This is a genomic window from Serratia sp. 22264, assembly GCF_052045345.1.
GTDB lineage: Bacteria > Pseudomonadota > Gammaproteobacteria > Enterobacterales > Enterobacteriaceae > Serratia > Serratia plymuthica.
This window is the reverse complement of the sequence record NZ_JBQEOY010000007.1, coordinates 249,571-270,613: the sequence shown is the minus strand read 5'-3', so window position 1 is coordinate 270,613 and position 21,043 is coordinate 249,571. Positions and strand designations below refer to the sequence as shown.

Here is a 21,043-nt window from a genome sequence, read left to right as displayed (position 1 = left end):
TGCCTGCATCGAAAGATGCAACGTAAAAGAATCGGTGGAGCGGTAGTTCAGTTGGTTAGAATACCTGCCTGTCACGCAGGGGGTCGCGGGTTCGAGCCCCGTCCGTTCCGCCACTTATTTAAATTATGCCTGCTAATTTTAGCAGGCATAATGTTAAGCGAGATTTAGGGGCGTAGCTCAGTTGGTAGAGCACCGGTCTCCAAAACCGGGTGTCGCGAGTTCGAGTCTCTCCGCCCCTGCCATATTAAAAACCCTTTGCGAAAGCAAAGGGTTTTTTTTGCTTTCTACATTTTCTAACTTTTTGCTACTCCTCTGAAAAACTGCCTAAAAACCCCTCTGAAATCGTTCCCAATTTAGACATTTTTAGCTGAATCCATGTACAAAATGGTTGTTCTACCGCGATGTGATACTGCTCATTATTCCTGCCTGATTTTCAACTACAACTAAGTAGCGCCCAACCTTTTGGCCGCCAACTCCACCAGAAAAATATGCAGCATATACAACAACGACTACCCCTGTCGGAGGGAGTCACATCCCTGGGCAAAGCGAGGAGAACAACATGGTTAAACGTCTGCTGTTAGCGGCCGCCATTACTGGCGCATTGATCGGGACGGCACAGGCAGCACCGCTGGTCGTCGGTTTTTCTCAGATTGGTTCTGAATCGGGCTGGCGCTCGGCGGAAACCAAAGTATCGAAACAAGAAGCGGAAAAGCGCGGAATTACGCTGAAAATCGCCGATGCGCAGCAAAAACAGGAAAACCAGATCAAAGCGGTCAGATCTTTTATTGCCCAGGGCGTTGACGCTATTTTCATTGCGCCAGTTGTCGCTACCGGCTGGACCCCGGTACTGCAAGAGGCGAAAGAGGCCAAAATCCCGGTATTCCTGCTCGACAGGATGATCGAAGTGAACGATCCCTCGCTGTATACCGCGGCTGTGGCATCGGACAGTGTGCATGAAGGCAAAGTTGCGGGGGAGTGGCTGGTCAAAGAGGTAGCCGGTAAGCCTTGTAACGTGGTGGAACTGCAAGGCACCGTGGGCGCCAGCGTTGCAATCAACCGCAAGAAAGGTTTTGCTGACGGTATTGCCAGCGCCGCCAACGTCAAAATTATCCGTTCGCAATCCGGCGACTTCACCCGCAGCAAGGGTAAAGAAGTGATGGAAAGCTTCATCAAGGCCGAGCAAAACGGCAAAAATATCTGCGCCGTATACGCTCACAACGACGATATGGCGATAGGTGCCATTCAGGCGATCAAAGAAGCCGGCTTGAAACCAGGCTCACAAATTAAAATCGTCTCCATTGACGGTGTTCCCGATATCTTCAAAGCGATGATCAATGGCGAGGCCAATGCGTCGGTCGAACTGACACCGAATATGGCTGGCCCTGCGTTCGACGCGCTGTTGGCGATGAAAAAAGACGGAACGCAACCCGCGAAGTTTATTCAGACCGAATCGAAACTGCTGCAGCCTGATACCGCAAAACAGGAATTCGAGCTGAAGAAAAGCATGGGTTATTAATCCACTCACCGACGGGACAAAAGATGGCCGCATCGCAGACCACGTTATTGGCGATTAAGGGATTATCCGTCGAGTTTCCTGGCGTAAAGGCGCTGGAAGAGGTTGATTTCACGCTACAGCGCGGAGAGATCATGGCGCTGTTGGGTGAAAACGGCGCGGGAAAATCCACGCTAATCAAAGCGCTGACCGGGGTTTATCAGCGTTCCGCCGGTGAAGTTCTGCTGGAGGGCAAAGCCATTGCGCCGCAAAGCACCGCGCAAGCGCAGGCGCTGGGGATTGGTACGGTTTATCAGGAAGTTAACTTGCTGGCGAATATCTCGGTGGCCGCCAATTTGTTTATCGGCCGCGAACCTACCCGTTTCGGCCTGGTCGATCAAAAAACCATGCTGCGGCGGGCCCAGCAACTTTTGCTGGGTTATGGGTTGCAGTTGGATGTCAGCCAGCCATTAGGCAATTATTCGATTGCGATCCAGCAGATTGTCGCTATCGCACGGGCGGTCGATCTTTCAGCCAAAGTCCTGATCCTGGATGAACCCACTGCGAGCCTGGATGCTAAAGAAGTCACCATGCTGCTGGATATTCTCAGTCAACTGCGATCGCAGGGGATAGGCATGATCTTTGTCACCCATTTCCTCGATCAGGTTTACCGCATCAGCGATCGCATTACCGTGCTGCGCAACGGTAGGTTGGTGGGTACCAAGCCTGCCAACGACTTGCCACGGCTGGAGCTGGTCCAGATGATGCTCGGTCACGCCTTTGACGAGTCGTTGCTCAAGCGGGGCGAGCATGTGCCGACGGATGCGTCTCCGCTGGTCGAATTTAACGGCTACGGGCGTCGTGGCATGGTTGAACCCTTCGATCTGAGAATAAGGCCGGGTGAGATTGTCGGATTGGCCGGTCTGCTCGGTTCGGGGCGCACCGAAACGGCCCAACTGATATTTGGCATCAAATCGCATGATAGCGGCAATGCAAAAGTGGAGGGCCGCGCGGTGAATATTCGTACGCCGCGCAAAGCTGCCAGTCTTGGCTTCGGCTATTGCCCGGAGGATCGTAAAACCGACGGAATTATCGGTGCTGCGACGGTGCGAGAAAATATCATTCTGGCTCTGCAGGCTCAGCGCGGCTGGTTAAAACCGCTTTCGCTACGAGAACAAACCCGCATTGCCGAGAGTTTTATCCAATTGTTGGGTATTCGCACGCCGGGCCCGGAGCAACAGATCCAATACCTGTCCGGAGGGAATCAGCAGAAGGTGCTGCTGTCGCGTTGGTTGGCAACCAAACCCCGTTTTCTGATCCTGGATGAACCGACGCGCGGGATTGACGTCGGTGCGCATGCTGAAATCATTCGGTTGATTGAAAGGCTGTGCGATGAAGGGTTAGCGCTGCTGGTGATCTCTTCTGAGCTGGAGGAATTGGCGGGATATGCCGACCGCATCGTGGTATTGCGCGACAGAAAACACGTTACGCAGCTTGAGCATACGGCTATTACGGTACCTGCGATTATGCAGGCTATTGCTGTGCAACAGGGGGCAGGATGAACCACAGGAGCTTCTCCATGACCGGTGGACCACGCAAAGTCAAATGGGTATTCCCGGCCGGGGCGACGCAGTTGGGAGCGTTGGCGGCGATTTTGCTGATCGACAGCCTGGTCGCCCCGAATTTCTTTTCCATTCACGTTCAGGATGGCCGTTTGTTTGGCAGCGTGATCGATATCGTTAACCGCGGTGCGCCGGTCGCCTTGCTTGCCTTGGGCATGACGCTGGTTATCGCCACCGGGGGTATCGATCTTTCCGTAGGGGCGGTGATGGCAATCGCCGGTGCTACGGCGGCAACGCTGACCAGTGCGGGCTATCCATTGGGTTACGTGCTGGCCGCTGCGCTGGCCGTGGGGGCGTTGTGTGGCCTGTGGAACGGATTTCTGGTCGCGGTGCTGCAGATACAACCGATTGTCGCCACGCTGATGTTGATGGTGGCTGGGCGCGGTATTGCACAGTTGATCACCGAAGGGCAAATCGTCACTTTCGAACGTGAAGGTTTGGCGCAACTGGGCAGCGGCGCGCTGATGTATTTGCCGATGCCGGCGATCATTGCCGCCGTGATGCTGTTGTTGATCTGGCTGCTGACGCGCAAAACCGCGTTGGGGCTGTTTATCGAAGCGGTGGGAATTAACCTGCGCTCGGCGCGCAATGCGGGGGTGAGTACGCGTTGGGTGGTCATGGCGGTCTATGTGATCTGCGGGTTGTGCGCCGCCGTGGCGGGGATTATTGTGACCGCGGATATCCGTGGCGCAGATGCCAACAATGCCGGGCTGTGGCTGGAGCTGGATGCGATTTTAGCGGTGGTGATTGGCGGAGGATCTTTGCTGGGCGGCCGTTTTAATCTTCTGTTGTCGGTAGTGGGGGCATTGATTATCCAAGGGATGAATACCGGCATTCTACTGTCCGGCTACCGGCCGGAGTTCAATTTGGTGCTGAAGGCGATAGTGGTGCTGGCGGTACTGATGATTCAATCGCCGAGCGTATCGTTGCATCGGCTGTTAAGGAGACGAAAGCCATGATCAAACGTAATCTGTCATTGTTGATTACCCTCGTGGTCTTTCTTCTGGGCTACGGATTTTGTCTCACCCAGTTCCCCAGCTTTGCGTCAACGCGGGTATGGTGCGATTTACTGACAGACAACGCGTTTCTCGGCATTGTTGCGGTGGGGATGACGTTTGTGATCCTTTCCGGCGGTATCGATCTGTCGGTTGGCTCGGTGATCGCCTTCACCGGCGTATTGTTGGCCAAGCTGATCGGCGTTTACGGCATTGCACCGGGCTATGCGTTCGTCATTGCTCTGTTGATGGGGGCGTCGTTTGGCGCTCTGATGGGCTGGATCATTGATACGCTCAAGCTACCGGCATTTATCATCACGCTGGCTGGGATGTTCTTCGTACGCGGCATGAGTTTTATCCTTTCGGAAGAGTCGATACCCATTGATCATCCGCTGTATGCGACGCTGGCCAACTACGCCTGGAAACTGCCGGGTGGTGGCCGCTTCACGCTGTTAGCGCTGGTGATGCTGTTGGTGGTGGCGGTTGGCATGGTACTGGCGCACCGCACGCGCTTCGGCCATAACGTCTATGCCATCGGCGGCAATCGGGTATCTGCGGCATTAATGGGTGTGCCGGTACAACGCACCACGGTGCTGATTTATATGCTTTCAGGCACGCTGGCGGCGCTGTCCGGGATTATTTTCTCGTTATATACCTCTGCGGGCTATGCGCTGGCGGCCAGCGGTGTGGAGCTGGATGCGATTGCCGCCGTGGTGATTGGTGGCACTTTGTTGACCGGCGGTGTCGGCACCGTGCTGGGCACGCTGTTTGGCGTGCTGATCCAGGGGCTGATTCAGAGCTATATCACCTTCGACGGTACGCTTAGCTCATGGTGGACCAAAATCGTCATCGGTATCCTGCTGTTCTGCTTTATCGGCCTCCAGAAGGCGATGAGCGCATTTTGGCTCAACAGACGAACCAAACCACGCCATCCCCGACTAAAGCCGTTATAGCGTCTTAGGCTGCGGTGTTTAAAGGTATTTTCAGCAATTGCCGGATGAGTGGCTGCTGGTCGCTATTTTGCAGCCACACAGCGTACAGCGGGCGGATAATCGCCGGGATTTCGGGGGTCGCGACCAACTGTGGATAGTCCTTCTCCCACTGGCTGGGCAGGAAGGCGCAGCCGCCGGTGGTTTCCAGTAACTGGCGGGTCAGGTGTGCCGAGGTGGTGGTAAGCACCGGCAGATTATCGCTTTCCAACATGCGGCTTTCTTGCGGATGAAAGTCGGCCCCCCATTCCAGCTTGATATACGGCATCGGCGCATGCTTATCGCGCAGGGTAGAAGAGAATAGCCGCAGCGAGAAATTCCCCAGCAGCTGGCTGGCCAGCTCATCCATCTTTGGCGGTTCGGTAGTGATGAGCAAATCGAGCTGTCTCTCATGCAGCTGTTTTACCAAAGAATGCCGTAGCGCAACCCTGGCCTCAAGTTGTAGCGCCTCACGTTGTTGATAGAGCGATTGCAGCCATGGGGTTAGGTAGGCCTCCCACAAAGATGCGGTGGCGCCGATGGACAACTCGGTATGCTGCAGCGAACGCACCACCTCTTTTTTTGCCAATTGCCAGGTTGTCATCAGGCTCTCAGCATAGGGCAGAAGCCGCTCTCCGGCGGGCGTCAGGCGAATATTGTTACGGTGACGGGTGAATAAATTCGCGCCTAATTGGTTTTCTAACTGGCGGATGCGGAAACTGACCGCAGACTGCGTTAAGTACAAGGATTCCGCGGCTCGGCCAAAGTGACGCGTTCTACTGACCTCCAAAAAGGTTTTCAGTAATTCGGTATCCACACCTATCTCCAGAAATTTTTATCGTTAAGATTTAAATGTTTTGTTTTACACAATGTCAAGCCTATCTAATACTCCGCGCCATAAACAGCACGGCCATGAGAGAATTAGGAGCGTGTCAGATGGCGGATAGCTTCACCACGACCAATCGTTTTTTTGATAATAAACATTATCCTCGCGGGTTCTCCCGTCACGGCGATTTCACCATTAAAGAAGCGCAATTGCTAGAGCGCTTCGGGTATGCGTTCAACGAGTTGGACGCAGGCAAACGCCAGCCAGCCACTGAAGAAGAACAGCTGTTCGTCGCAGTGTGCCACGGTGAGCGTGAGCCGGTAACCGAGCAGGAAAAAGTATGGGCTAAATATCTGGCGCGCACACGTCGCCCGAAAAAATTCCATACCCTGTCTGGTGGCAAGCCGCAGGCTGATGCGGTGGAAGACTACACCGAAAGCGACGATTGATAACGATGGGGCCTGTGGGCCCCATTTTTATTCCAGGCTGCGATGCAGCTGCAACAACAGTCGGTCCATACAACGGTAGCCAAGCGCTTCGCTCAGGTGGCGCTTATCAATATCCCGATCCCCCGCCAAATCCGCCAGCGTGCGTGCCACTTTTAAAATTCGTTGCCAGGCACGAACCGATAATCCCAACTTGTTTAACGTCGTCTCAAGAAAATCGGCATCCGGTGCGCTGAGCGTACAATCCCGTTCGACTTCGGGATTACTCAACAGGGCGTTGATTTTTCCTGCCCGGCAGAGTTGCCTTTCACGCGCCTGCAATACCCGTTCACGTACCTGAATGCTGCTTTCTCCTCCGGCGCGCTTTTTACTGAGCACGCCTGGCGGCAGCAACGGCACCTCAATCGATAAATCGAAACGATCGAGAAACGGCCCTGAAAGCCGCCCGAGATAGCGCAGGACCTGTTGCGGCGACGCGCGGTTATGCATGCCCTGGTAGTGTCCTGTCGGGCTGGGATTCATTGCGGCGATCAACTGCACCCTGGCCGGGAAACAAACCTTGGCGCTGGCGCGTGAAATGACGATTTCGCCAGACTCCAGCGGTTCACGCAGGGCATCCAGCACGCGCCGTTCGAATTCCGGCAACTCGTCCAGAAACAGTACGCCGTTGTGCGCCATGGAGATTTCCCCCGGCCGCGGCAGTGAGCCACCGCCGACCAGCGCAACCATTGAGGCGCTGTGATGCGGTGCGCGAAATGGCCGCTGGCGCCATGGCAGCGTTTCGGCAGGGTGATGCAGCAGGCTGGCTACGGCCACGCTTTCCAGCGCCTCCCGGTCGGTCAGCGGTGGCAGCAGGCCGTTCAGGCGGCTGGCCAACATGGTTTTCCCGGTACCCGGGGGGCCGACCAGCAACAGGTTATGCCCCCCTGCTGCGGCGATCTCCAGCGCACGCTTGGCCTGTTCCTGGCCCAGAATATCCTGCAAATCGGCGGGTTCCTGCCGGGTTTCGGCGGGAGCCGGGGCGGTGGCCCCCGGTAAATCGCCTTTGCCCAACAAAAAGGCGCACACTTCCAGCAGATGTTCCGCAACCCGGCTTTCACTCTGTGCAATCAGGCCCACTTCCTTACCATTGGCTGACGCCAGAATCAGCTGTCTTCCGGCATCCATTGCCGCCAGCGCGGCGGGTATTGCGCCACTTACTCCCCGCAGAGCGCCGGAGAGCGCCAGCTCCCCGAGGAACTCATAGCGCGCAAGCTGATCGGCCGGCAGTTGTTCGGAGGCGGCGAGGATTGCCAGGGCAATAGGCAGATCGTAACGGCCGCCCTCTTTGGGAAGATCGGCTGGAGCCAGGTTGACGGTGATGCGTCGGGCGGGAAAGGTGAAACCGTTGTTGATCAACGCGCTGCGTACCCGATCGCGGGCCTCTTTCACCGTGGTTTCCGGCAGGCCGACCATCGTCAGGCCGGGTAACCCGTTACTGATATGTACTTCGACCGTCACCGAAGGGGCCTGAACGCCCATCGTTGCCCGGGTATAGATAACCGCCAGTGACATATTGCTCTCCTTTCTGAAGGCAACATGATGCGGGATTCGCGCCCCCGGAGCGCGGCAACATTGAAGAGTTTACGTAAAGGTTCGCAAGTTAGATCTTTTATTTCAAACAGATATAAATATTTTGCGAAGCGCACCGCAAGTGATGGCAATACCCCTTAACAATTACGCGAACGCTGCAACACATTAGCGGGCTAGCCCTGTTGCAGACGGAGGTTGGATGGGTGTATTTAACAATTAGTTAAAATAAAAGCCCTTTAATTAACAAACCCCGACCGCCGACGCGTTCCGCCACGGCAGCCGCTAAATCTCACGACTTCGTAAGCTAGAGTAGGGATAACACTATGTTTGGTTGGACCCCGCAGCAACGCAATGCGGCTATCGCCAGCTTTTCAAGCTGGACGCTCGATGCGTTTGATTTCTTCGTGCTGGTGTTTTTGCTCAGCGATATCGCGCAATCTTTCCATGTCGGCATGGAAGAGGTGACGCTGGCGATCCTGCTGACGCTGGCAGTACGTCCGATCGGCGCGCTGATCTTCGGCCGCGCGGCGGAAAAATACGGCCGCAAACCGATTTTGATGCTGAACATCGTGTTCTTCTCGGTGTTTGAGCTGCTGTCTGCAGCGGCCCCGTCGCTGACGGTATTTTTGCTGCTACGGGTATTGTACGGCGTGGCGATGGGCGGGATCTGGGGCGTGGCGTCATCGCTGGCGATGGAAACCATCCCGGACCGTTCACGCGGCCTGATGTCGGGGATTTTCCAGGCGGGTTATCCGTTCGGGTATCTGTTGGCGGCGGTGGTGTACGGCCTGCTGTTTGAGGCGGTGGGTTGGCGTGGCATGTTTGTTATCGGCGCAGCGCCGATTTTGCTGTTGCCGTTTATTTACTATTGCGTACAGGAATCGCCGGTGTGGCTGGCGGCGCGTGAACGCAAGGAAAGCAGCGCGTTGCTGCCGGTGCTGAAGAGCCATTGGAAACTGTGTGGCTATCTGGTGCTGCTGATGGCCGCGTTTAATTTCTTCTCGCACGGTACCCAGGATATGTATCCGGTGTTTCTGAAAGTTCAGCATGGTTTCGATGCTAAAACCGTCAGTATCATCGCTATTAGCTACAATATCGCGTCAATTATCGGCGGGGTTTTCTTCGGCGCGCTGTCGGAAAAAATCGGCCGCAGGAAAGCGATTATCATCGCTGCGCTGCTGGCCTTGCCGGTGATCCCGCTGTGGGCGTTTTCCAGCGGTTCGCTGATGCTCGGGATTGGCGCATTCTTGATGCAATTCATGGTGCAGGGCGCCTGGGGCGTGGTGCCGAGCTATCTCACCGAGCTGGTACCGGCTAATACCCGTGCGGTGCTGCCGGGGTTCGTTTACCAGTTGGGCAATCTGCTTGCGTCGGTGAACGCGACATTGCAGGCAACGATTGCCGCTCACAATGGCCATAACTATGGGCTGGCGATGGCGATCATTGCCGGCACGGTGGCGATTGTTATCGCACTGTTGGTGTTCCTCGGCAAGGATACGCGCGGCAAGGCGATCTCTGGCGAGGTGAAAACCCCAAGCCTGCACGCTAACGTTTGAAATCGCGGTAGTTTGCGCGAGGTATGACCAGATTGCGTCGAATAATAACGCAAAAAAAGTGTTGTCATGCCGAGCATGACTATGGTACCTCTGTAGGCATTAGTTCGAAACGAGCACAGTGAACAAACCTATTATGAAAGCCTTTGCCCAAGTGATTAGCCTAGTCGTGATTAGCGTGGTGGTGATTATTATCCCACCGTGCGGGGCTGCACTTGGACGAAGAAAGGCTTAGAAAACAAGCCGGAATCGCAAGAGAACCCCCGCACCGTAAGGTCCGGGGGTTTTTTATTGGCATAAGAAAAGTGAAGCGAGGATAAGAGAATGAATAACAGAGCAAAATCCTGCAATTATCGAAGTAAGGCGGGGAAATAACCATGAACGGGGCTCAGTGGGTAGTACAAGCGTTGCGTGCGCAGGGTGTTGATACGGTATTCGGCTATCCGGGCGGCGCAATCATGCCAGTCTACGATGCATTGTATGACGGCGGTGTGGAACACCTGCTGTGCCGCCACGAACAAGGCGCCGCAATGGCCGCCATCGGCTATGCCCGTTCAACCGGTAAAATCGGCGTTTGTATCGCCACTTCCGGGCCTGGCGCCACCAACCTGATCACCGGCCTGGCCGATGCGCTGCTGGACTCCGTGCCGGTCGTGGCTATCACCGGTCAAGTGGGATCTGCGCTGATCGGCACCGATGCCTTTCAGGAGATCGATGTTCTCGGCCTGTCTCTGGCCTGCACCAAACACAGCTTCCTGGTGGAGTCATTGGACGCGCTGCCGGGCATCATGGCGGAAGCCTTCGCCATCGCCGGCAGCGGTCGTCCAGGCCCGGTGCTGATCGATATCCCGAAAGACATCCAGTTGGCACAGGGTGACCTGCATCCTCATCTGATGCCGGTAGTGGAACAACTGAACTACCCGGCGGCAGAGCTGGCGCAAGCCGCCGAATTGCTGGCGCAGGCGCACAAACCTATGCTGTACGTTGGCGGTGGGGTTGGTATGGCACAGGCGGTGCCGGCGTTGCGCGAGTTTATCGCCGTGACTCAGATACCAAGCGTCGCCACGTTGAAAGGGCTGGGCGCGCCAGATGCGGAACACGCCTATTATCTCGGCATGCTGGGCATGCACGGTACCAAGGCCGCCAACCTGGCGGTGCAGGAATGCGATTTGCTGATCGCCGTCGGCGCGCGTTTTGACGATCGCGTGACCGGAAAACTGAACGCTTTCGCACCGCACGCCAAGGTGATCCACATGGATATCGACCCGGCGGAGATGAGCAAGCTGCGTCAGGCGCACGTGGCATTGCAGGGCGATTTGAAAGCCTTGTTGCCTGCGCTGCAGCAGCCGTTGAATATCAGCACCTGGCAGCAACGGGTCGCTGAGCTGAAAGAAACCCATACCTGGCGTTACGATCACCCAGGCCAGCCGATCTACGCGCCGCTGCTGTTGAAACAGTTATCCGAGCGCAAACCGGCCAATACTGTGGTTACCACCGACGTGGGCCAGCACCAGATGTGGACCGCGCAGCACATGACCTTTGAATGCCCTGAAAACTTCATCACGTCCAGCGGTCTGGGCACCATGGGGTTCGGCGTGCCGGCCGCGGTGGGGGCCCAAATGGCGCGGCCGCAGGATACGGTGATCTGCGTGTCGGGCGACGGTTCCTTCATGATGAACGTGCAAGAGCTGGGCACCATAAAACGAAAACAGCTGCCGCTGAAAATCGTTTTACTGGATAACCAGCGTTTAGGGATGGTTCGACAGTGGCAGCAGCTGTTTTTTGACGGTCGTTACAGCGAAACCAACCTGTCCGATAACCCCGATTTCCTGATGTTGGCCAATGCCTTCGGTATCCCCGGCCAGCGCATTACCCGCAAAGACCAGGTGGCAGACGCCCTCGACGCCTTACTCAACAGCGAAGGGCCTTATCTGCTGCATGTGTCCATTGATGAACTCGAAAACGTCTGGCCGCTGGTGCCGCCGGGCGCCGGCAACGAAACCATGTTGGAGAAAATGTCATGATGCAGCATCAACTCTCGATCCAGGCACGTTTCCGCCCTGAAATGTTAGAGCGCGTATTGCGCGTCGTGCGTCATCGCGGCTTTCAGGTTTGTGCTATGAATATGGTTTCAGCGGTGAATACCGACAACATTAATATTGAATTGACCGTTGCCAGCCAGCGCCCGGTGGATCTACTGTCATCACAGTTAAGCAAACTGATGGACGTCTCCTGCGTTGAGATCCAGCAACCAACATCACAACAAATACGCGCCTAAGGCGCGAGAAGGATAAAGAATAATGACGAAGAAAGCCGATTACATTTGGTTCAATGGTGAGATGGTTCCCTGGGCTGACGCCAAAGTGCACGTGATGTCGCATGCGTTGCACTACGGCACTTCGGTGTTTGAAGGAGTCCGCTGCTACGACTCCCATAAAGGCCCGGTGGTATTCCGCCACCGCGAACATATGCAGCGTCTGCACGACTCGGCAAAAATCTATCGCATGCCGGTATCGCACAGCGTCGATGAACTGATGGAAGCCTGCCGCGCCACGCTGCGTAAAAACAATCTGATCAGTGCTTATATCCGTCCGCTGGTGTTTGTTGGCGACGTCGGCATGGGGGTTAACCCGCCAGCCGGTTACAATACCGACGTGATTATCGCGGCGTTTCCTTGGGGCGCGTATCTGGGTGAAGAAGCGCTGGAACAAGGCATCGATGCGATGGTTTCTTCCTGGCAGCGCGTGGCGCCGAATACCATTCCAACTGCGGCCAAAGCCGGCGGCAACTACCTTTCCTCCCTGCTGGTGGGCAGCGAAGCGCGCCGCCACGGTTATCAGGAAGGGATTGCGCTTGACGTGCACGGTTATATTTCCGAAGGCGCAGGCGAGAACCTGTTCGAAGTGAAAGACGGCGTGCTGTTTACTCCGCCGTTCACCTCATCCGCGCTACCGGGCATCACCCGTGACGCCATCATCAAACTGGCGAAAGACATGGGCTTCGAAGTGCGTGAGCAGGTATTGTCGCGAGAGTCGTTGTACCTGGCCGACGAAGTGTTCATGTCCGGCACCGCAGCGGAAATCACCCCGGTGCGCAGCGTTGACGGCATCCAGGTCGGTATCGGCAAATGCGGACCGGTGACCAAACAGATCCAACAGGCATTCTTTGGCCTGTTTACCGGCAAGACCGAAGACAAGTACGGTTGGCTGGATCCGGTAAATCCATAATTTACCCGTCGCCTTTCAACCTGAAGCGTTGTTAGCTGCAGGTTGAAATTCATAGGGTAAATCGACAGACAGATAAGAATATCCAGGCGGTTCGTTCGCCGCCTGTAATAAATACATTTGGAGTGAAGAGCATGCCTAAGTACCGTTCCGCCACCACCACCCACGGCCGCAACATGGCGGGTGCCCGCGCATTATGGCGCGCGACCGGAATGACCGACGACGATTTTGGCAAACCGATTATTGCGGTGGTCAACTCATTTACCCAGTTCGTGCCGGGCCACGTGCACTTGCGCGATTTGGGCAAACTGGTTGCAGAGCAGATCGAAGCCTCCGGTGGCGTCGCCAAAGAGTTCAACACCATTGCGGTGGATGACGGTATCGCCATGGGCCACGGCGGTATGCTCTATTCCCTGCCGTCGCGCGAACTGATCGCCGACTCGGTTGAATACATGGTGAATGCCCACTGCGCCGATGCGATGGTGTGTATCTCCAACTGCGACAAAATCACCCCAGGGATGCTGATGGCGTCACTGCGCCTGAACATTCCGGTGATTTTCGTTTCAGGTGGCCCAATGGAAGCCGGCAAGACCAAGCTGTCCGACAAGATAATCAAGCTGGATCTGATCGATGCGATGATCCAGGGCGCCAACCCGAACGTCAGCGACGCCGACAGCGCGCAAATCGAACGTTCCGCCTGCCCGACCTGCGGCTCCTGTTCCGGCATGTTCACCGCCAACTCGATGAACTGCCTGACCGAAGCGCTGGGTCTGTCCCAGCCGGGTAACGGCTCGCTGCTGGCGACCCATGCGGACCGTAAGGATCTGTTCCTCAACGCCGGCAAGCGCATCGTTGCGCTGACCAAACGTTACTACGAGCAGGACGACGAAAGTGCGCTGCCGCGCAGTATCGCCAACAAAGCGGCATTCGAAAACGCCATGACGCTGGATATCGCCATGGGCGGCTCGACCAACACCGTACTTCACCTGCTGGCAGCGGCCCAGGAAGGCGAGATTGACTTCACCATGGCGGACATCGATCGCCTGTCGCGCAAGGTGCCGCACCTGTGCAAAGTGGCGCCAAGCACCCAGAAATACCATATGGAAGACGTGCACCGCGCCGGCGGCGTACTGGCTATCCTCGGCGAGTTGGACCGCGCGGGGCTGATGAACCGCGACGTCGATAACATCCTGGGCCTGAAGCTGTCGGAAACGCTGGAACAGTACGACATCATGCTGACCAAAGATGAAGCCGTGAAGAAAATGTTCCGCGCCGGCCCGGCGGGTATCCGCACCACTCAGGCGTTCTCTCAGGATTGCCGCTGGGATACGCTGGACGACGACCGCGCAGAGGGGTGTATCCGTTCGCTGGAAAATGCGTTCAGCCTGGAAGGCGGATTGGCCGTGCTGTACGGCAACATGGCGCTGGACGGCAGCATCGTTAAAACTGCCGGCGTCGACAAAGATAACCTGACCTTCCGTGGCCCGGCGAAAGTCTACGAAAGCCAGGATACGGCGGTGGAAGCGATTCTCGGCGGTAAAGTGGTTGCCGGCGACGTGGTGGTCATCCGCTACGAAGGGCCGAAAGGCGGGCCGGGCATGCAGGAAATGCTGTACCCGACGACCTACCTGAAATCCATGGGGCTGGGCAAAGCCTGTGCGCTGATTACCGATGGGCGCTTCTCCGGCGGCACCTCGGGCCTGTCTATCGGCCACGTTTCTCCGGAAGCGGGCAGCGGCGGCCTGATCGCACTGATCGAAGATGGCGACATGATCGACATCGATATTCCAAAACGCAGCATGGTGCTGGACGTTACAGACAGCGAACTGGCGGCACGCCGCGAGGTTGAGCTGGCGCGTGGCGATCGCGCCTGGACACCGAAAAATCGTGAACGTCAGGTGTCTTACGCCCTGCGCGCCTACGCCACGCTGGCGACCAGTGCCGACAAAGGCGCAGTGCGCGACAAGAGCAAGCTGGGAGGCTAAGCATCATGGCGGAATCACAACCCCTATCCGACGCCCCTGGCGGCGCGGAGTATCTGCGAGCGGTGCTCCGCTCGCCGGTTTACGAGGTGGCTCAGGTCACCCCGTTACAGGCCATGAGCAAAATCTCTTCGCGGCTGGGCAATACCATTCTGGTGAAGCGTGAAGATCGTCAGCCGGTGCACAGCTTCAAGCTGCGCGGTGCCTATTCGATGATCGCCAGTCTGAACGAAGAACAAAAGGCGCGCGGCGTGGTGACGGCTTCCGCCGGTAACCATGCGCAGGGCGTAGCCTACTCCGGCAAACGGCTGGGGATCAAAACGCTGATCGTGATGCCGGTATCCACCGCAGACATCAAAGTGGATGCGGTGCGCGGTTTCGGTGGCGAGGTGTTGTTGCACGGCGCCAACTTTGATGAAGCCAAAGCGCGGGCGATTGAGCTGTCGCAGAAACAGGGCATGACCTTCGTACCGCCGTTCGATCATCCCACGGTGATTGCCGGGCAGGGCACGTTGGCGATGGAGCTGCTGCAGCAGGATGCGCATCTTGACCGGGTGTTTGTGCCGGTTGGCGGTGGCGGCCTGGCGGCCGGCGTGGCGGTGCTGATTAAGCAACTGATGCCGCAAATCAAAGTGATTGGCGTGGAAGCTGAAGATTCCGCCTGCCTGCGAGCGGCGCTGGATGCCGGGCACCCGGTGGATCTGGCGCGCGTCGGGTTGTTCGCCGAGGGGGTGGCGGTGAAGCGCATCGGCGATGAAACCTTCCGCCTGTGCCGGGAATACCTGGACGATGTGATCACCGTCGACAGCGACGCTATCTGTGCGGCGGTAAAGGATTTGTTCGAAGACGTGCGTGCCATTGCCGAGCCTTCCGGCGCGCTGGCGCTGGCCGGGCTGAAAAAGTACGTGCAGCAGCACAATATTCAGGGCGAGCGCCTGGCGCACGTACTGTCTGGCGCCAACCTGAACTTCCACGGATTGCGTTACGTGTCCGAACGCTGCGAATTGGGTGAACAGCGTGAAGCCCTGCTGGCGGTGACTATTCCAGAGCAGAAAGGCAGCTTCCTGAAGTTTTGCCAACTGCTGGGCGGCCGTTCGGTGACCGAGTTCAACTACCGCTATGCCGATGCGGATAACGCCTGCATTTTCGTCGGTGTTCGTCTGACGCGCGGTCATGCGGAACGGCTGGAGATCATCGACGAGCTGAACGCCGACGGCTATCAGGTGGTAGACCTGTCCGATGACGAAATGGCCAAGCTGCACGTGCGTTACATGGTGGGCGGGCGTCCTTCGAAGCCGCTGCGCGAACGTCTGTACAGCTTTGAATTCCCGGAGTCGCCGGGTGCGCTGCTGAAGTTCCTGCAGACCTTGGGTACTCACTGGAATATCTCGCTGTTCCATTATCGCAGCCACGGCACCGATTTTGGCCGCGTGCTGGCGGGCTTCGAGCTGTCGCAGACCGAACCCGAGTTTGAGCAGCACTTGCAGGCGCTGGGCTACGATTGCCACGATGAAACCGATAACCCGGCGTTCCGCTTTTTCTTGCAGGGCTAAGGGAATCGACAAGGACGGCGTATGACAGACAGTTTTACCGGTTTCAGCCAACAGGGGCTGAATTTTCTCCAACAGGTGCGTATCGAGAACGACAAAGACTGGTTTGAAGCCAATCGTAACCTTTACGAGCGGGAGCTGTTGACGCCGTTCCGTACGCTGGTGGCCGAGCTGAGCCCGGCCATGCTGGCCATCGATCCGCAGTTTGAAACCCGGCCGGCGATCGGTAAAACGCTGTCGCGGCTCCACCGCGATACGCGTTTCTCTCATGACAAATCGCGCTATCGCAGCCGCATGTGGCTGACGTTTAAACGGCCGAGTAAAGACTGGAAAGACGCGCCGGTGTATTTCTTTGAGCTGGGGCCGGATATGTTGCGCTATGGGCTGGGCTATTACAGCGCCAACAAGCCGACGATGGACCTGTTCCGCCATACGCTGCTGCGCCGGCCGCAGCCGTTTTTAGAGGTGGCGGCCTGCTGTCGGCCGCCGTTCGAGCTGGTGGGGGAAAGCTACAAACGCCCGCTGGTGAAAGAGCAGGCGGCGGAGATCGCCACCTGGTACAACCGCAAATCTTTCGCGGTGATGGTCAGCGACAGCCAGGTAGAAAAGCTGTTCAGCGCAGGCCTGGTGCAGACGCTGACGCAGGGTTTCCAACAGTTGGAGCCGCTGTATCGCTGGCTGATGCAGGTGGAGACGATGAAGCAAATCGATCCGGCTGATTTATGAATACCCGTCGTCTTTCAAGCTGCAGCCTGTTGGCTGTAACTTGAAATCCATCGGGCTTAATATTTCAAATGTTCATGTTTGAATGCAGTGATTTCGTTTTCAAGATGTCGACCGTTCACAGCAGGCGCCAAAAAGCCTCGATCAACGGATCGCTGAGGCGCTTTTTCTGTACGCAAACGCCCAGTTCAAAGGGTTCGACCATCGAAATATTTTCCAGCTGCGAGATGCGGTTACGCACCGGTTCCGGGCTGTTGTCTACCACCACGCCGGGGATCAGCGCAATGCCGCAACCCAGCGCTACCATCGAAACGATGGCCTCGTGGCCGCCGACGGTGGCGTAAATCAGCGGGTTGGCGATGCGTTGGCGGCGGAACCACAGTTCGATGCGTTTTCGCGACGGGCCGTGCTCCGGCAGGATAAACGGAATGGTGGCCCAATCGGGCTTCGCGACAAACGCCTGGCTGCGTACCGCGCAGGGGAGCGCAGGGGCGATCAGTACCAGCGGGATTTCGCCGATTTTAGTGAACGCCACGCTGGTGGGCAGGGTTTCTGGCCGGCCGGCAATGCCGAGGTCAGCCTCGTTGGACTGCACCTTGTCGACCGCGTCGGCAGCGTCACCGGTGGTGAGTTTGATTTCCACCAGCGGATGCTGCGCCCGGAACCTGTCGAGGATTGGCGGCAGATGGCTGTAGGCGGCGGTAACCGAGCAAAACAGCCGCAATTCGCCGCTCAGCGAAGGGCCGTGCTGGCCCAGCGAATGTTTCAACTGCTGGTATTGCAACAGGGTATGCTGGGCAAACTCTTTCAGCTGTTCACCGGCATCGGTGAGCTGCACGGTGCGGTTATCGCGCAAAAACAGCGGTTGCCCGAGGATCTCCTCCAGCCGTTGGATCTGGCGGGATAGCGTCGACGGGCTGACGTGCATCGCTTTGGCGGTGCGGCCAAAATGCTGGCTTTCCGCCAGATGGAGGAACAGTTTTAAATCACGTAAATCCATATAGGTACGCTCGCAGCAAGAGTGTTGCATAAATTGCAATATCACATTCGTAATATATCAATTTAAGCAACGCGTTTCCTGTTATACATTGAGTTTAACGAATCTCCGCACAGACAGGGCGGGGAATGAAAATAACATCGATAAGCTAAATCGACACAACATCTAACTGGAGTACCACGATGGCTAACTATTTCAACACCTTGAACCTGCGTCAGCAGTTGGCGCAATTGGGCAAGTGTCGTTTCATGGCTCGCGACGAATTTGCGGATGAAGCCGGCTACCTGAAAGGCAAAAAAGTGGTGATCGTCGGCTGTGGCGCACAGGGCCTGAACCAGGGGCTGAACATGCGTGACTCGGGCCTGGACGTTGCCTATGCCCTGCGCAAAGAAGCCATCGACGAGAAGCGCCCTTCATGGCGTAAAGCGACCGAGAACGGCTTCAAAGTCGGCACCTACGAAGATCTGATCCCGCAGGCGGACCTGGTGGTTAACCTGACGCCGGACAAACAGCACACCTCAGTGGTTCGCGCAGTACAGCCGCTGATGAAAGACGGCGCGGCGCTGGGCTACTCCCATGGCTTCAACATCGTTGAAGTGGGCGAACAGGTACGTAAAGACATCACCGTAGTGATGGTGGCGCCGAAATGCCCGGGCACCGAAGTGCGCGAAGAATACAAACGCGGTTTCGGCGTGCCGACCCTGATTGCGGTTCACCCGGAAAACGACCCGAAAGGCGAAGGCATGGCGATCGCCAAGGCCTGGGCAGCAGCGACTGGCGGCCACCGTGCCGGCGTGCTAGAGTCCTCCTTCGTTGCCGAAGTGAAATCTGACCTGATGGGTGAGCAAACCATTCTGTGCGGCATGTTGCAGGCGGGTTCGCTGCTGTGCTTCGACAAATTGGTTGCGGAAGGCACCGAGCCGGCTTACGCCGAGAAACTGATTCAGTTCGGTTGGGAAACCATCACCGAAGCGCTGAAGCAGGGCGGCATCACCCTGATGATGGATCGCCTGTCCAACCCGGCCAAGCTGCGCGCTTATGCGCTGTCCGAACAACTGAAAGAGATCATGGCGCCGCTGTTCCAGAAACACATGGACGACATCATCTCCGGCGCCTTCTCCAGCGGTATGATGGCCGACTGGGCAGAAGACGACGTAAAACTGCTGAACTGGCGTGAAGAGACCGGCAAATCGGCATTCGAGAATGCGCCGCAGTTCGAAGGCAAAATCAGCGAGCAGGAATACTTTGATAACGGCGTGCTGATGGTCGCTATGGTGAAAGCAGGCGTTGAGCTGGCGTTCGAAACCATGGTTGACGCAGGCATCATCGAAGAGTCCGCTTACTACGAGTCGCTGCACGAGTTGCCGCTGATCGCCAACACCATCGCGCGCAAGCGTCTGTATGAAATGAACGTGGTTATCTCTGATACCGCTGAATACGGCAACTACCTGTTCGCTAACGCCGCAGTGCCGTTGCTGAAAGAGTTTATGACGACTCTGCAGGCAGGCGACTTGGGTAAATCCGTGGCCGGCACTTCCGTGGACAACGCGCAACTGCGTGACGTGAACGAAGCGGTGCGCAATCACCCAATCGAATCCGTTGGCCGCAAACTGCGTGGTTATATGACTGATATGAAACGTATCGCGGTGGCAGGCTAAATACCCGTCGTCTTTCAAGCTGTCGCGTTGTTATTTCAGCGACTAAGGGCTTAGCATATTAAGCCCATTAAAAAGGCCAGCATCATTGCTGGCCTTTCGCATTTTTGGAGATCAGGCATTACTGCGGCATCGCCTCCCGCGGGATGATGGCTCCACGATATTGGATAACCGTGCTGGCAGTCAGGTGGCCACGCTGTGCCGCCTGTGCCGCGTCGCCGCCGGTTAAACGTACCGCCAGGTAACCGGCGCTGAAGGAGTCCCCTGCGGCGGTGGTATCCACCACCTTCTCTTTCGGCAACTGCACTGCCGGAATCTCAAGCTCGGTGCCTTCGGCGCTGAATACCAGGCAGGCGTCTGCGCCGCGTTTGATCACAATCTCCGTCACGCCCAATGCCTGCGTGCGGCGGACCACCTGTTCCACCGGTTGTTTGCCCCACAGCAGGTCTTCATCGTCCAGGGTCAGGAAGGCGATGTCGGTACAGGCCAGCACATCGCGATAAACCTGTTGGGTTTCCTCGCGGTTCTGCCACAGGCGCGGCCGATAGTTATTATCGAAAATCACCTTCCCGCCGTTGGCGCGGCACTGGCGCAGCAACGCCAGCAATCGGGTGCGGCTGGCTGGGTTGAGAATGGCCACGCTGATACCGCTGAGGTACAGATAATCGAAGTGGGCCAGATGCTCGCACAGGCTTTGCGCCTGGGGTCCTTCCAGCCAGTAGCGTGCGGCGGCGTCGTTGCGCCAGTAATAGAAGGTGCGCTCGCCGGTATCATCGGTTTCGATCACATACAACCCCGGCAGCTTGTTTTCCAGCCGTTGGATCAAATCGGTTTTAACCTTTTCCTGTTGCCAGGCCTGCAGCATTTCCTGGCTGAAGCTGTCGGTGCCGAGGGCGGTGACGTAATGCACCTGCAGCACGGTTTCCGGCACCTGGCGGGCGATGTAAACGGCGGTGTTTAAGGTATCGCCGCCAAATCCGCGGCTGAGCTCCGCGCCTTTTTGCGACAGTTCAATCATGCATTCGCCGATCACGGCAAGATTCTGGGTGGTCATAGTCAACGGCCCTGGCTGAAAGAAGAAAACGAAGGAATGCGCAATGCCTTCAGTCTCAACGCAAGGGCGGGGAGGAGTCAATGAAAATAAAACAACGTTTTAATTAATTTATGATCGCTATCGGGAAATGGAAAAGTTTCCCGATGCGAAGCGTGCCGCCGACCGTTATTTAGCGGCTGCGCGCAGGTCGGTGACGCTGTGGCCGCCGATGCCCCAATTGTCGGTTTCTACTTCATCAATGACCACCACGGTGGTCGCCGGGTTTTTCCCTAGCGTATCCACCAACAGTTGCGTCACGCCGGCGATCAGCTGTTTCTTTTGCTCCGGCGTCGCGCCTTCGCGGGTAATTTTGATATTTACGTAGGGCATGTCTTTTCCTCTGTT

Annotated in this window: 19 protein-coding genes and 2 tRNA genes; 16 read left to right on the top strand and 5 right to left on the bottom strand. The window is 56.9% G+C overall.

The window, feature by feature from the left end:
• Positions 1-36 precede the first annotated feature (36 nt).
• The 6 genes from ACTJJ1_RS21645 to yjfF all read left to right on the top strand — a co-directional run bounded on the left by ACTJJ1_RS21645 (position 37) and on the right by yjfF (position 5,062).
• A tRNA-Asp gene (locus tag ACTJJ1_RS21645) sits at positions 37-113 on the top strand.
• 53 nt (positions 114-166) lie between these two features.
• Positions 167-242 (top strand) — tRNA-Trp (locus ACTJJ1_RS21640).
• Positions 243-559: 317 nt separating this feature from the next.
• Positions 560-1,516: a galactofuranose ABC transporter, galactofuranose-binding protein YtfQ gene (gene ytfQ / locus ACTJJ1_RS21635; protein WP_004951740.1), complete on the top strand. Its 957-nt coding sequence runs from the start codon at positions 560-562 to the stop codon at positions 1,514-1,516.
• Between the two features lie 23 nt (positions 1,517-1,539).
• Positions 1,540-3,054 carry a galactofuranose ABC transporter, ATP-binding protein YtfR gene (ytfR, locus tag ACTJJ1_RS21630; RefSeq protein WP_122288646.1) on the top strand — a complete coding sequence of 505 codons (1,515 nt, stop codon included), beginning with the start codon at positions 1,540-1,542 and terminating at the stop codon, positions 3,052-3,054.
• The gene (gene ytfT, locus ACTJJ1_RS21625) at positions 3,051-4,073 is read left to right on the top strand and encodes a galactofuranose ABC transporter, ATP-binding protein YtfT (RefSeq protein ID WP_086012904.1); all 1,023 of its coding nucleotides are present in this window, start codon (positions 3,051-3,053) and stop codon (positions 4,071-4,073) included. Before ytfR ends, ytfT begins: the two co-directional genes overlap by 4 nt.
• Positions 4,070-5,062, top strand: a complete 993-nt coding sequence (gene yjfF, locus ACTJJ1_RS21620; protein WP_440835231.1) for a galactofuranose ABC transporter, permease protein YjfF — start codon at positions 4,070-4,072, stop codon at positions 5,060-5,062. Before ytfT ends, yjfF begins: the two co-directional genes overlap by 4 nt.
• A gap of 4 nt (positions 5,063-5,066) precedes the next feature.
• Here yjfF and hdfR read toward each other — a convergent pair whose 3' ends face one another.
• The gene (gene hdfR / locus ACTJJ1_RS21615) at positions 5,067-5,894 is read right to left on the bottom strand and encodes an HTH-type transcriptional regulator HdfR (RefSeq protein WP_004951728.1); all 828 of its coding nucleotides are present in this window, start codon (positions 5,892-5,894) and stop codon (positions 5,067-5,069) included.
• A 119-nt stretch (positions 5,895-6,013) separates the two neighbouring features.
• Between hdfR and ACTJJ1_RS21610 the strand changes: the two genes are divergently transcribed.
• Entirely contained in the window at positions 6,014-6,352 is a 339-nt protein-coding gene (locus ACTJJ1_RS21610; protein ID WP_004951725.1) for a DUF413 domain-containing protein, read from the top strand.
• Between the two features lie 27 nt (positions 6,353-6,379).
• Here the strand turns inward: ACTJJ1_RS21610 and ACTJJ1_RS21605 are convergent, their stop codons facing one another.
• Complete coding sequence (locus ACTJJ1_RS21605; protein WP_006328780.1) at positions 6,380-7,903, bottom strand: YifB family Mg chelatase-like AAA ATPase; 1,524 nt, start codon at positions 7,901-7,903, stop codon at positions 6,380-6,382.
• Between the two features lie 341 nt (positions 7,904-8,244).
• On the opposite strand from ACTJJ1_RS21605, the gene ACTJJ1_RS21600 reads away from it, so the two are divergent.
• The 8 genes from ACTJJ1_RS21600 (at position 8,245) to ACTJJ1_RS21565 (ending at position 16,956) form a co-directional block, all read left to right on the top strand.
• A complete protein-coding gene (locus ACTJJ1_RS21600) occupies positions 8,245-9,477 on the top strand; it encodes an MFS transporter (protein WP_440835229.1) in 1,233 nt (410 codons plus the stop codon).
• Positions 9,478-9,610: 133 nt separating this feature from the next.
• Entirely contained in the window at positions 9,611-9,709 is a 99-nt protein-coding gene (gene ilvL / locus ACTJJ1_RS21595; RefSeq protein ID WP_013814970.1) for an ilv operon leader peptide, read from the top strand.
• Positions 9,710-9,851: 142 nt separating this feature from the next.
• A complete protein-coding gene (gene ilvG / locus ACTJJ1_RS21590; protein WP_004951717.1) occupies positions 9,852-11,498 on the top strand; it encodes an acetolactate synthase 2 catalytic subunit in 1,647 nt (548 codons plus the stop codon).
• Positions 11,495-11,752, top strand: a complete 258-nt coding sequence (gene ilvM, locus ACTJJ1_RS21585; RefSeq protein WP_004951714.1) for an acetolactate synthase 2 small subunit — start codon at positions 11,495-11,497, stop codon at positions 11,750-11,752. Before ilvG ends, ilvM begins: the two co-directional genes overlap by 4 nt.
• Before the next feature lie 22 nt (positions 11,753-11,774).
• Complete coding sequence (gene ilvE / locus ACTJJ1_RS21580; RefSeq protein ID WP_004951712.1) at positions 11,775-12,701, top strand: branched-chain-amino-acid transaminase; 927 nt, start codon at positions 11,775-11,777, stop codon at positions 12,699-12,701.
• Between the two features lie 131 nt (positions 12,702-12,832).
• Complete coding sequence (ilvD, locus tag ACTJJ1_RS21575; RefSeq protein WP_004951710.1) at positions 12,833-14,683, top strand: dihydroxy-acid dehydratase; 1,851 nt, start codon at positions 12,833-12,835, stop codon at positions 14,681-14,683.
• Positions 14,684-14,688: 5 nt separating this feature from the next.
• Positions 14,689-16,233, top strand: a complete 1,545-nt coding sequence (ilvA, locus tag ACTJJ1_RS21570) for a threonine ammonia-lyase, biosynthetic (protein ID WP_004951707.1) — start codon at positions 14,689-14,691, stop codon at positions 16,231-16,233.
• 21 nt (positions 16,234-16,254) lie between these two features.
• A complete protein-coding gene (locus tag ACTJJ1_RS21565) occupies positions 16,255-16,956 on the top strand; it encodes a DUF2461 domain-containing protein (RefSeq protein ID WP_325987400.1) in 702 nt (233 codons plus the stop codon).
• A 115-nt stretch (positions 16,957-17,071) separates the two neighbouring features.
• On the opposite strand, the gene ilvY is transcribed toward ACTJJ1_RS21565, so the two are convergent.
• On the bottom strand, positions 17,072-17,953 hold the full coding sequence (gene ilvY, locus ACTJJ1_RS21560; protein WP_006328776.1) for an HTH-type transcriptional activator IlvY: 882 nt from the start codon (positions 17,951-17,953) through the stop codon (positions 17,072-17,074).
• Positions 17,954-18,132: 179 nt separating this feature from the next.
• Here ilvY and ilvC point away from each other — a divergent pair, with 179 nt between their 5' ends.
• On the top strand, positions 18,133-19,608 hold the full coding sequence (gene ilvC / locus ACTJJ1_RS21555) for a ketol-acid reductoisomerase (protein ID WP_004951700.1): 1,476 nt from the start codon (positions 18,133-18,135) through the stop codon (positions 19,606-19,608).
• Positions 19,609-19,726: 118 nt separating this feature from the next.
• Here the strand turns inward: ilvC and ACTJJ1_RS21550 are convergent, their stop codons facing one another.
• On the bottom strand, positions 19,727-20,659 hold the full coding sequence (locus ACTJJ1_RS21550; RefSeq protein WP_440835225.1) for a sugar kinase: 933 nt from the start codon (positions 20,657-20,659) through the stop codon (positions 19,727-19,729).
• A 165-nt stretch (positions 20,660-20,824) separates the two neighbouring features.
• A complete protein-coding gene (locus ACTJJ1_RS21545; protein ID WP_004951695.1) occupies positions 20,825-21,028 on the bottom strand; it encodes a 2-hydroxymuconate tautomerase family protein in 204 nt (67 codons plus the stop codon).
• Positions 21,029-21,043 lie beyond the last annotated feature (15 nt).

Excerpts from the sequence above, each read along its gene's own strand:
- ACTJJ1_RS21610 (WP_004951725.1), top strand. The coding sequence starts at position 6,014 with ATGGCGGATAGCTTCACCACGACCAATCGTTTTTTTGATAATAAACAT.
- ytfQ (WP_004951740.1), top strand. The coding sequence starts at position 560 with ATGGTTAAACGTCTGCTGTTAGCGGCCGCCATTACTGGCGCATTGATC.
- ACTJJ1_RS21545 (WP_004951695.1), bottom strand. The coding sequence starts at position 21,028 with ATGCCCTACGTAAATATCAAAATTACCCGCGAAGGCGCGACGCCGGAG.
- ilvL (WP_013814970.1), top strand. The coding sequence starts at position 9,611 with ATGAAAGCCTTTGCCCAAGTGATTAGCCTAGTCGTGATTAGCGTGGTG.
- yjfF (WP_440835231.1), top strand. The coding sequence starts at position 4,070 with ATGATCAAACGTAATCTGTCATTGTTGATTACCCTCGTGGTCTTTCTT.
- ilvD (WP_004951710.1), top strand. The coding sequence starts at position 12,833 with ATGCCTAAGTACCGTTCCGCCACCACCACCCACGGCCGCAACATGGCG.
- ACTJJ1_RS21550 (WP_440835225.1), bottom strand. The coding sequence starts at position 20,659 with ATGACCACCCAGAATCTTGCCGTGATCGGCGAATGCATGATTGAACTG.
- ilvE (WP_004951712.1), top strand. The coding sequence starts at position 11,775 with ATGACGAAGAAAGCCGATTACATTTGGTTCAATGGTGAGATGGTTCCC.
- ilvA (WP_004951707.1), top strand. The coding sequence starts at position 14,689 with ATGGCGGAATCACAACCCCTATCCGACGCCCCTGGCGGCGCGGAGTAT.
- ACTJJ1_RS21605 (WP_006328780.1), bottom strand. The coding sequence starts at position 7,903 with ATGTCACTGGCGGTTATCTATACCCGGGCAACGATGGGCGTTCAGGCC.
- ytfR (WP_122288646.1), top strand. The coding sequence starts at position 1,540 with ATGGCCGCATCGCAGACCACGTTATTGGCGATTAAGGGATTATCCGTC.
- ilvY (WP_006328776.1), bottom strand. The coding sequence starts at position 17,953 with ATGGATTTACGTGATTTAAAACTGTTCCTCCATCTGGCGGAAAGCCAG.
- ytfT (WP_086012904.1), top strand. The coding sequence starts at position 3,051 with ATGAACCACAGGAGCTTCTCCATGACCGGTGGACCACGCAAAGTCAAA.
- ilvC (WP_004951700.1), top strand. The coding sequence starts at position 18,133 with ATGGCTAACTATTTCAACACCTTGAACCTGCGTCAGCAGTTGGCGCAA.
- ACTJJ1_RS21600 (WP_440835229.1), top strand. The coding sequence starts at position 8,245 with ATGTTTGGTTGGACCCCGCAGCAACGCAATGCGGCTATCGCCAGCTTT.
- ACTJJ1_RS21565 (WP_325987400.1), top strand. The coding sequence starts at position 16,255 with ATGACAGACAGTTTTACCGGTTTCAGCCAACAGGGGCTGAATTTTCTC.
- ilvM (WP_004951714.1), top strand. The coding sequence starts at position 11,495 with ATGATGCAGCATCAACTCTCGATCCAGGCACGTTTCCGCCCTGAAATG.
- ilvG (WP_004951717.1), top strand. The coding sequence starts at position 9,852 with ATGAACGGGGCTCAGTGGGTAGTACAAGCGTTGCGTGCGCAGGGTGTT.